Raw genomic sequence first — 7,966 nt, 5'->3', positions numbered from 1 at the left:
CCTTTAATGTTAACAATATCTTTGACACCTTGATTAAAAACATTTGTCACTTTTTTATACTGGTTTGTATGGGTTAAAACAGCATCTCCGATATTGATTTCATCAATACGCTTGTACCCGCTGTTTGTCAGCACCAAGGTGTCTCCTGTAAAACAAGGGAAACTATAGGTAAACAAATCATGGTCAGGTATTGTGTTCGGGTCAATTTTACTAATATCTCCTAGATTCGGACAATCTCCGTGTATTGCATCATAACTTGATAAGGCATATTTATCTATCTCTGCAATTGCCACTACTTCATGCTCTATTCCTAAATTTCTAAGCGCCATGCGTTGTGTTCCTATTCCACTAAACGATTCAAATACTTTAATACATTTCATTCTACCACCTCTTCCAAAACCCTTAGCATCAAATCAGCATCACTATAAACCGAACCCCAATCTTCCATGTCAGAAACAAATGGGTTAGCATAATTCATTGCTATGCTCATAATGTGATAACAGCCGTTTTTTAAAAATTGGAAATCTTCTTCCGATATTCGGTACATCTCATCTGTTATCCCTTTTTCTCTACAAAATTCTTCGTACATTGCCATCTCTTTCATCTTATCGGCAATACCTTTGATTTCCACCAATTCTCTATCGCTGTAAGTGTCTAAATGCTTGATGACTTCAATCAATGTTTTTCTGACTTCTTCAATTTTCATTCTTCCACCTCTTCGTGGTATTCAAACCAAACTTTTTTGACATGTGGGTCGTCGCATAAATTGCTAATTACTTCCATTTCGAAATCTATTTTTTCTATATCTTGCATAGTTAGCCTATCGCTTTTAGGATTGAAATATTTATCGTACTTACAATTCAGTGTTTCTCCCATAAATTCTTGCGTATAATGTACAGTTACTTTCATTTCCCCACCCATTCTAAAATCCGAACCATCTCATCATCTGTTGGTAAATCATTCCGATAAATTCGCTCAATCCGCTTCTCTGGTATACCTGTCTGCGCGCTTGCTACCTCAAACGGTAGGTTGTTGCTGTTAATTTCTTTTTGCAATAACATAGCCACATCAAGCGGATTAAATGCATCTGATAGTTTCGGTGCGTGTTTTGCTCGGTTAACATATCTTCTGGATCGTATCATAAGTACTCCACCTATTTTTCAAAAAACATAAAAATCATACCGATAATAATAGCCCAAATAACAACTAAAATCCCTATTAGACAAGATAACATGATGAGATTAAATAAAAAGTCTAATATCGGCCAATCCATCACTCCACCTCTTCTTTCATTAGCAATTCAATCGCATACTTGTACGAATCAATAAGCGGTTCGGCATTTTCTCTGTCTTTGATGCGTTTCTCATCGTAAAGTTCCTGTATAGACTCTAAGGCTATTGTTAAGCATTCGATAGGTGTTACAAAGTCTTCTGTTATATAAAATTCCGGCATTTAATTCTCCTCCACAGGCACAGCAAACCGCCACAACCGTTCGTCTTTCTGTTTGATTTCAGTTTCTGTCAATTTATCTGTGTAACCGTTCAATCCGTTACCGCTGTGGAATAGATATTTGTTTGTTTTAATATTTTTAAACAGCTTCCCCGAGCTTACTCCTTCAATCTCAACCGTGTACAGTTTCTCTTTCTCGATCTCATAGCCGTCAAGCCAAGCACGAGCGAATGTGTCTTGGTTACGTTGTGCCCATCTAGAAGCAGCCATTGACTCCACTCGCTTATCATTGCAGATAGCCGAGCCAAATTCATCTATTGGACTGATTGCACCAAGCAAAGTCGCCTCGTTTGTTTTGCACCACTTAATCCACTCAGCCACAAACTTCGGAACTACCACTTTCTGCAGTTCGTGGATTTGGTTAATAATATGGATAGCTGCGTCTCGCATTATTGCAAAATCATCGTATGCTTGTGTGCTCTGTTTCTTAATTTCCTCAATCGCTTCTTGTTTATTCATCTGTTTCCTCTGCATGTTCCGCATTTTCAAAATGGCCATTAAATAATTCAAATTTCATTATATTCCTCTACTTCTATTTCAATCTTGTATTTATCCTTGATTTGGCTTAGACCACCAAATTCAAACGTCATGTACTTAATAATTTCATGGTTGTCGTCTGCCCATAGACCTGCATCCGTCATACCGTCAACTAACGCTTTTATGGTTGGATAAAAGTTTGGTGGATCCATTCGTCTTTTAGTTGGTGCGTAAATCGTCACCACAAGCCCGCAGGGGCGTTTTTTTGTGTAGGCAGTATATTTACCCTCAGATACTTTTAAACGCCCAATTTGGCGAAGATAGGCAGTAATTTTAGCCTTCTGTGTCCAATGTGGTCTATCATTAGCGTTCAACATTTCTTTTTTGTGTTTTGTATTTGATAAAATAAATTCAAATTTCAACTAATAGCCCTGCTTTTACTTTTTGTTTTTATGTTTAAAATGGCAACTCCAAATCATCAATATCGACAGGACTTGTTTTCCCAAATGATGAGGTCTCGTTTTTAGAATAATTATTTGGCTTACTTGCTGAACCATTTAAAAATGTGTCAATAATAATTTGTGGTGTCTTAATACCCTGACCTTGTTGATTTGTGTACTCGTTCAATCGGAATGTTCCTTCAATCTCTACTAACTGACCAACAGAACTTTCTAATTGTTGTATATTGTCACGAAAAGCGATTACATTGATATACCCATTCTTCCACTCTCCGTCATCTTCTTTCCCGTTTGAGAAGCTCATGCTTGCTGTCATCATGGCATCTGTCTTTTTGTTGTACTTATCGTTAAAGTTGATATAGCCTTTGTTTGTTACTTTCATTGATTATTCTCCAATTTATTTAATAGTCCATCTGCTAGTGAGATTTGTTCCATCGTTATGTCTTCGATTTTTGCGACTCCCAATTTCTCACAGAACCATCTCGTGATTGAACCGTCATTCTTACCTGTCCTATCGATAACGGACTGTATACCATTCTTATATGCTTCGACTACTTCTTTTGGTATTTTAGTCTTCGCTTCTTTTTTCTTCTCAATTTCATCAACTAATGAATCAACATCTTCTTCACCAATCCCAAACAGCCCTTGTAAAGCGTATTTTCCTGCATAGGAACTAACCGCCCCTGTCCATTGTGGAACTTGCATTTGTTGGACTTGTTTAAGCTCACCAGTCTTATAATCTTTTGTGTTGAGAATTGGTACTGTGTCAAGCTCTGAAAATCTAGTGGCATTGCGAACTTCATCATCTTTTGTTGCAGTTGCTGTAGCTTTAACAAATATTCTGCCACCAACTTCAACAAGATCATCAGACACGTTTATTTCCCAACCACTATTTAATGTTTTGAAATGTGTGAAAATATCTTCTGCATTTCTAAAAGAATACTTCACTCCCTGCTTGCTAACCTTGCCGATCTGCATTTTCGCTTGTAATTCTGCAAAATTCATTGTCATATCATTTTACCTGCAAACTTTCTTTCTCGATCAATGTTGCACCTTCTATAACCTCACCAGCTTTCAGATGTTTAGCCAGTTCAGTTTTGATAGGCTTGTATTCTAATTTCATGAATTCAAGAGGGATTTTTGTTTCGTCTGAAATATCGACTTGCTTAGATTTTCGGAGCGACACAGTGAACAACCCTGCTTCCACCTTTTTTTTATCGCTCATTTTCAAAGCACGTTCAATAGCTTCTTTGTATTTTTCCGCTTTAGCCTTTGCGTTTTTTTCTTTTTCGTAAAATTCCTGTTTTGCCTGTTTGAAACTCTCTGCATCAGAAACTGCATTTTTTAATAGCTTGACAAAATATTCGATATTCCGCTCCAAGTCTTCTTGGAAGTCAATACTTTCTAATGTATCGTTGAAGGTTTCATCGCCTAATTCCATTGCTTGCAATTCTGCGTAAACTCCTTCTAGTTCGTATAATAGTGCCATGTTATAAATCCTCCGTATTTACATCAGCATAATGCTTTACTATTGTTTTGATTAAACTCAATTGACGCTCGCCCTTGTTTGAAATTTCTTCCGCATAACGGGAAATGTCATTTCCGTCTCGTTCTAACGATGTTTTCAGATGCTTCAAAATACGATCTAATTGCTCGTCTTTAACTCCAGCAAAAACCTTTTCTGTGTCACCGTCTTCGTCAGTTTCAATCTTATACGCTTTATTTGATTCAATATATTCATCAACCAACTTTATAGTGCTTCTTTCTGGACGAGAAACCCATTTGTTAGCTGTCTCAGCAATTTCTAAAATCATTGTTGCAAGCATTTTTGTTTCGTTTGACATTGTCATTTTCTTTTCCTCTTTTGTCTTTCTTTTTCGCTATTGGTAGCCCATCGCTACATTGTCTTTCCATTCGTCATAGGCTCTGTCTTCGTCTTCTGGTTCTGGTAACGCATCTTTGTAGATGACAACCAATTGCTCAGATAAGCATTTAGGACAGTTTAGCTCGCAGTCGTCTTCGTTTGTCACTGTGCTATATGATTGACATTCCTTGCATCGGATTGTGTATTTAATCATCAGCACCCTCCATTGCCTCTAACTCAGCAAAGAGTTCTGCTAACTTTGCTTGTCCTTCTGTAGTCTGTTCGGTCTTTACTGGCTCGGTTGACCAAGTTGGAACATTTGTTCGCTGAGGTTGTGTATTGTTTCCACTGTTAGAGTAGTTGACCTTTTGTTCGATTCGCTGTCGTTCTCGCTCTTCGACTTGGACAATAGTCTTAATGCCATTCTGTTTCCAATTGCGTAGGATAGCCAAGATATATTTGAAATTCCGTTTGCCGTTGTCAGCAGCTTCTGTAATTGCTCTGATAACAACATCAACATCCATACCATCTAAAGTGACATATTCGGTCAGTTGCTGAAACTGAAAACCATCTAATGGACCAATTCTTTGTTGATAATAATTTTGAATGCTTGTGCCGGTGGTGGTTTTTTTATCATCTACATCTAACTCTATATTTATATCTATATCTTTCTCTATTTCTTTCTCTATCTCTATCTCTATCTCTGGTGGAGATTTCTCCGTTCCTATGGTGGAGATTTCTCCAAGTCGCTTTATTTTGTTATATTCTGCTCGTTTTCTATCAGCATCTTTGCTTGATTTTCCTACAAAATTTTTGATATTGGTCATATAGATTGCGCCGTTATCCAAAATCTCAATAAGTTGTAAGTCCTTAAATATATTTACAGCTTTCTCAACAGTTCCGACTTGATGCCTTGTAATAGTTGCCAACATATGCGAATTATACGGGATAAGGTTGTTAAACATGAGAATACCATCGTTTTTAAGGCTTCTTAGATATAATTTCAATAAGATATTGCTGTAAATATAGCCATCTGGCATACTTTCCAAAACGACAGCTTCATCACTTTCAAAGAAATCTTCCTTTAGTTTTAAGTAATAATATTTTCTATTGTCTGCCATTTATACCTCGTCTCCAATACTCTTCAAAATCAATGTTGCGTTGAATTCGTGCGGTTTCAAGTGTGGTTTCTGCCTGCTTCACATTCGCTCTCATACCAATTTCAAGTTCTTCCTTGGTCATAGCCATATATAACCCAAATGGTGCTGTCTTATGGCTGCCTACTGGATGTCCTTTCTTTTTGATGGCTTCTAGCACATTTTGCAAAGTGCGTCTACCTAGCTTTGTTCGTTCCTGCACTTTTTCAAATTTGATAGGGTTATCGAAGCGATACGGTAGGATAATGTTCAACACGTTTGCTTCAACAGTCGTCAGTTCCGTCATCTTCCAATATCCTTTCAATATCTTCTAAATGCTCTACATCCCCTGTCCGCTGAAATTTTTTAAGCGATTTGCTGATTTGCTTTAGTTTTTCTTTGTCAGTCATCCAGTTTCTCCAATTCAAGTACTAGGTTTACATATGCTTCATAACTCTTACCAGATTTTTCGTTGTCTTTATAAGCCTTTTCAATCAATTCTTGACCTGTGCCAGAAAAACAGCCAACATTCCACATTTTGTTTGATTTTGTGTAAGTAAACCATCTAAAACTGGACCATGTGTTTTTAAAAACGATATAGTCGCTTGTCTTTGATACCCTAGCGTTGCCAGATACCTGAGCGTTGCCAGATACCCTAGCGTTGCCAGTTACCAAAGCGTTGCCAGATACCTGAGCGTTGCCAGTTACCAAAGCGTTGCCAGATACCTGAGCGCTGCCAGTTACCCAAGCGTTGCCAGTTACCCAAGCGTCGCCATATACCCGAGCGTCGCCAAATACCCAAGCGTTGCCAGATTGAGATAGGTTACCTTCCTTCTCGATATATCCGCCTTTTTCATCTACTTCTACACTTCCAAAAGCAACCTTGGATCTTATGCGGAATAGTTTCCTACCGAACGTTTCGATGGTGTCATCGAGCAATAATTCAAATTTTTTATTCATTTTCAATTCCTTTCATTACGCAAATTACACAATTTCTTTACACGGCCCTTTAGCCAACGTTGCCTGGGCCATTTTGGTAAATGTAGCCCGTTCCATGGCAATCCCTTTTTGCACCAGGAGCCAATCTTCTTGTTCTTTCAGCGCTTTCAAATCCCGCTCTTTTCGCTCACGCTCCAGTTTACGAATTTCAAAGATAGCATTTGATGCGCTAAGCATCACGATAAATCCAAGGACTGCTAGTCCACCGATAATTTCTGACATATTATGCTCCTTTCTATTCTTGTTCTGTGTCATTAGCTTTCTTTTTAAAGAAATATAACTCAATATCTTCGCCTGAGATAGATAACAATTCCATAGCTTTAGAAATTTCTGGTTGTTTCCAAATTGTTTTGTTATTTAATTTATCATAAATGGATTTGGCTGTTATTCCAGATGCTTTGGCAAAACTTTCTCTAGTTCCAAATTTCTCGATAATTTTTCCTTCTAGTTTTGAATAATCGTAAACCATGTTTGCTCCTTTCTTTATTTTATAGTCTTATTATACACTAATAAAAACAATAATGCAACACTTTTTATTATTTTTTTGATATTTTTTTGTTTCTTATCCTAAACTTTTCTTATTTCTACTATATAATATAACGTTTTAAAATTTATTTATAAAAACACTTGACATAGTCACATGACCATGATATAATTAAACCATAAAGATAACAAAAGCCCGCAGGGCAGGAGGAAATTAAAATGAAATACGATAACATGGAAACTATACACGAGGCTTTTAATGAAATATACGAGTCAGCTGTTGAGGGTTACGATAGCAAAGAAAAATTTGATGAATATCTAGCAAAACACGGTTGTATCTCAGGTATGGTTGACGGATTGATCTATTTTTGGGAAACAACTGAATTATTTGATAACTTTGAGGATGAATGCAACGATTGGCTTGAGGAATTGACAGAAGAAACCGGGTTAAATCCTTTTGAATTATTCCACAATTGGGACGTTGCTATTAACTCAGAGTATAATAAAAACACTGTAATTTGGGCAATGTTTGAAGAATATGTCGCGACAATGGAAACAGAATAAGACTATACAGTTCAAGCCGTCAGTAGGCTTGCGAGGGTCTGCTAGTCATTAAAAAATAAAAACATTTTTTGGAGGAAAACAAAATGGAACAAACAAAAGAATTGCAAAAGGTTAGTGAAACTTTTAGGACAACAAAAGAAATGACTTTACACAAGAAACAAATGATTGAAGGTATATGCGAATTTTTTGGTGTCACTAGGCAAGAAATGAGGTTACAACTTGGTACAATTGTTTTACAAGGCAATTATAACGGACAATGGCAAAATATAACTAGTGTTATAATAGATTTTCCAATGTGGATTAAAAATAAAAATTGGACGGATTATCGCTTAAAAACTCATGTGGTTAAAATAAAATAGTCAAAAGGGCTTGGTATAATCAATAACTTACAACTAATTAAAGGCAATCAGAAAGGAATAAACAAAATGCAAAAAGAGATCAAAAAACGTAGAGGGTAACCAACACAAGCTCAACAG

The 7,966-nt window shown here is 36.7% G+C and carries 18 protein-coding genes; 2 read left to right on the top strand and 16 right to left on the bottom strand.

The genetic code is table 11. The annotated features are described in order from the left end of the window. The 16 genes from ACTQV4_RS09910 to ACTQV4_RS09835 form a co-directional block, all read right to left on the bottom strand. The coding region (locus ACTQV4_RS09910) for a DNA cytosine methyltransferase (RefSeq protein WP_441569747.1) at positions 1 to 380 on the bottom strand (380 nt) is incomplete at its 3' end. Continuing rightward, positions 377 to 706, bottom strand: a complete 330-nt coding sequence (locus ACTQV4_RS09905) for a hypothetical protein (protein ID WP_441549838.1) — start codon at positions 704 to 706, stop codon at positions 377 to 379. The genes ACTQV4_RS09910 and ACTQV4_RS09905, both read right to left, overlap by 4 nt. Next, on the bottom strand, positions 703 to 909 hold the full coding sequence (locus tag ACTQV4_RS09900) for a hypothetical protein (RefSeq protein ID WP_441549839.1): 207 nt from the start codon (positions 907 to 909) through the stop codon (positions 703 to 705). The genes ACTQV4_RS09905 and ACTQV4_RS09900 overlap by 4 nt, the downstream gene beginning before the upstream one ends. A gap of 363 nt (positions 910 to 1,272) precedes the next feature. Then, positions 1,273 to 1,452: a hypothetical protein gene (locus ACTQV4_RS09895; RefSeq protein WP_435534771.1), complete on the bottom strand. Its 180-nt coding sequence runs from the start codon at positions 1,450 to 1,452 to the stop codon at positions 1,273 to 1,275. Next, positions 1,453 to 1,968 carry a DUF1642 domain-containing protein gene (locus ACTQV4_RS09890; RefSeq protein ID WP_441549841.1) on the bottom strand — a complete coding sequence of 172 codons (516 nt, stop codon included), beginning with the start codon at positions 1,966 to 1,968 and terminating at the stop codon, positions 1,453 to 1,455. A gap of 47 nt (positions 1,969 to 2,015) precedes the next feature. Next, a complete protein-coding gene (locus ACTQV4_RS09885; protein WP_441549842.1) occupies positions 2,016 to 2,408 on the bottom strand; it encodes a hypothetical protein in 393 nt (130 codons plus the stop codon). 34 nt (positions 2,409 to 2,442) lie between these two features. After that, on the bottom strand, positions 2,443 to 2,826 hold the full coding sequence (locus ACTQV4_RS09880) for a single-stranded DNA-binding protein (RefSeq protein WP_441549843.1): 384 nt from the start codon (positions 2,824 to 2,826) through the stop codon (positions 2,443 to 2,445). Beyond that, positions 2,823 to 3,449, bottom strand: a complete 627-nt coding sequence (locus ACTQV4_RS09875; protein ID WP_441549844.1) for an ERF family protein — start codon at positions 3,447 to 3,449, stop codon at positions 2,823 to 2,825. Before ACTQV4_RS09875 ends, ACTQV4_RS09880 begins: the two co-directional genes overlap by 4 nt. A gap of 7 nt (positions 3,450 to 3,456) precedes the next feature. Beyond that, a complete protein-coding gene (locus ACTQV4_RS09870) occupies positions 3,457 to 3,933 on the bottom strand; it encodes a siphovirus Gp157 family protein (RefSeq protein WP_441549845.1) in 477 nt (158 codons plus the stop codon). 1 nt (position 3,934) lies between these two features. Further along, a complete protein-coding gene (locus ACTQV4_RS09865; RefSeq protein WP_441569746.1) occupies positions 3,935 to 4,288 on the bottom strand; it encodes a hypothetical protein in 354 nt (117 codons plus the stop codon). A 226-nt stretch (positions 4,289 to 4,514) separates the two neighbouring features. After that, on the bottom strand, positions 4,515 to 5,429 hold the full coding sequence (locus tag ACTQV4_RS09860) for a phage replisome organizer N-terminal domain-containing protein (RefSeq protein ID WP_441549847.1): 915 nt from the start codon (positions 5,427 to 5,429) through the stop codon (positions 4,515 to 4,517). Then, complete coding sequence (locus ACTQV4_RS09855) at positions 5,416 to 5,751, bottom strand: hypothetical protein (protein WP_441549848.1); 336 nt, start codon at positions 5,749 to 5,751, stop codon at positions 5,416 to 5,418. Before ACTQV4_RS09855 ends, ACTQV4_RS09860 begins: the two co-directional genes overlap by 14 nt. After that, complete coding sequence (locus tag ACTQV4_RS09850) at positions 5,729 to 5,854, bottom strand: hypothetical protein (protein ID WP_441549849.1); 126 nt, start codon at positions 5,852 to 5,854, stop codon at positions 5,729 to 5,731. The genes ACTQV4_RS09855 and ACTQV4_RS09850 overlap by 23 nt, the downstream gene beginning before the upstream one ends. Continuing rightward, the gene (locus ACTQV4_RS09845) at positions 5,847 to 6,404 is read right to left on the bottom strand and encodes a hypothetical protein (RefSeq protein ID WP_441569745.1); all 558 of its coding nucleotides are present in this window, start codon (positions 6,402 to 6,404) and stop codon (positions 5,847 to 5,849) included. Before ACTQV4_RS09845 ends, ACTQV4_RS09850 begins: the two co-directional genes overlap by 8 nt. 24 nt (positions 6,405 to 6,428) lie before the next feature. Continuing rightward, positions 6,429 to 6,665 carry a hypothetical protein gene (locus tag ACTQV4_RS09840; protein WP_149969365.1) on the bottom strand — a complete coding sequence of 79 codons (237 nt, stop codon included), beginning with the start codon at positions 6,663 to 6,665 and terminating at the stop codon, positions 6,429 to 6,431. A gap of 13 nt (positions 6,666 to 6,678) precedes the next feature. After that, on the bottom strand, positions 6,679 to 6,912 hold the full coding sequence (locus ACTQV4_RS09835; RefSeq protein WP_441549851.1) for a DUF739 family protein: 234 nt from the start codon (positions 6,910 to 6,912) through the stop codon (positions 6,679 to 6,681). 233 nt (positions 6,913 to 7,145) lie between these two features. Here ACTQV4_RS09835 and ACTQV4_RS09830 point away from each other — a divergent pair, with 233 nt between their 5' ends. Both ACTQV4_RS09830 and ACTQV4_RS09825 read left to right on the top strand, forming a co-directional pair. Beyond that, positions 7,146 to 7,490: a DUF7222 domain-containing protein gene (locus tag ACTQV4_RS09830; protein WP_441549852.1), complete on the top strand. Its 345-nt coding sequence runs from the start codon at positions 7,146 to 7,148 to the stop codon at positions 7,488 to 7,490. 83 nt (positions 7,491 to 7,573) lie between these two features. Beyond that, positions 7,574 to 7,849 carry a hypothetical protein gene (locus ACTQV4_RS09825; protein WP_441549853.1) on the top strand — a complete coding sequence of 92 codons (276 nt, stop codon included), beginning with the start codon at positions 7,574 to 7,576 and terminating at the stop codon, positions 7,847 to 7,849. Positions 7,850 to 7,966 lie beyond the last annotated feature (117 nt).

Origin of the sequence: Collinsella sp. LCP19S3_B11 (genome assembly GCF_052121915.1) — a bacterium.
Classification (GTDB): Bacteria; Actinomycetota; Coriobacteriia; order Coriobacteriales; family Coriobacteriaceae; genus Collinsella.
This window is presented reverse-complemented; position numbering and strand designations above follow the sequence as displayed.

What these genes read in the sequence shown, in the direction of transcription:
- ACTQV4_RS09905 (WP_441549838.1), bottom strand. Translation starts at nt 706, where the DNA reads ATGAAAATTGAAGAAGTCAGAAAAACATTGATTGAAGTCATCAAGCAT.
- ACTQV4_RS09900 (WP_441549839.1), bottom strand. Translation starts at nt 909, where the DNA reads ATGAAAGTAACTGTACATTATACGCAAGAATTTATGGGAGAAACACTG.
- ACTQV4_RS09895 (WP_435534771.1), bottom strand. Translation starts at nt 1,452, where the DNA reads ATGCCGGAATTTTATATAACAGAAGACTTTGTAACACCTATCGAATGC.
- ACTQV4_RS09890 (WP_441549841.1), bottom strand. Translation starts at nt 1,968, where the DNA reads ATGAATAAACAAGAAGCGATTGAGGAAATTAAGAAACAGAGCACACAA.
- ACTQV4_RS09880 (WP_441549843.1), bottom strand. Translation starts at nt 2,826, where the DNA reads ATGAAAGTAACAAACAAAGGCTATATCAACTTTAACGATAAGTACAAC.
- ACTQV4_RS09875 (WP_441549844.1), bottom strand. Translation starts at nt 3,449, where the DNA reads ATGAATTTTGCAGAATTACAAGCGAAAATGCAGATCGGCAAGGTTAGC.
- ACTQV4_RS09870 (WP_441549845.1), bottom strand. Translation starts at nt 3,933, where the DNA reads ATGGCACTATTATACGAACTAGAAGGAGTTTACGCAGAATTGCAAGCA.
- ACTQV4_RS09865 (WP_441569746.1), bottom strand. Translation starts at nt 4,288, where the DNA reads ATGTCAAACGAAACAAAAATGCTTGCAACAATGATTTTAGAAATTGCT.
- ACTQV4_RS09860 (WP_441549847.1), bottom strand. Translation starts at nt 5,429, where the DNA reads ATGGCAGACAATAGAAAATATTATTACTTAAAACTAAAGGAAGATTTC.
- ACTQV4_RS09855 (WP_441549848.1), bottom strand. Translation starts at nt 5,751, where the DNA reads ATGACGGAACTGACGACTGTTGAAGCAAACGTGTTGAACATTATCCTA.
- ACTQV4_RS09850 (WP_441549849.1), bottom strand. Translation starts at nt 5,854, where the DNA reads ATGACTGACAAAGAAAAACTAAAGCAAATCAGCAAATCGCTTAAAAAA.
- ACTQV4_RS09845 (WP_441569745.1), bottom strand. Translation starts at nt 6,404, where the DNA reads ATGAATAAAAAATTTGAATTATTGCTCGATGACACCATCGAAACGTTC.
- ACTQV4_RS09840 (WP_149969365.1), bottom strand. Translation starts at nt 6,665, where the DNA reads ATGTCAGAAATTATCGGTGGACTAGCAGTCCTTGGATTTATCGTGATG.
- ACTQV4_RS09835 (WP_441549851.1), bottom strand. Translation starts at nt 6,912, where the DNA reads ATGGTTTACGATTATTCAAAACTAGAAGGAAAAATTATCGAGAAATTT.
- ACTQV4_RS09830 (WP_441549852.1), top strand. Translation starts at nt 7,146, where the DNA reads ATGAAATACGATAACATGGAAACTATACACGAGGCTTTTAATGAAATA.
- ACTQV4_RS09825 (WP_441549853.1), top strand. Translation starts at nt 7,574, where the DNA reads ATGGAACAAACAAAAGAATTGCAAAAGGTTAGTGAAACTTTTAGGACA.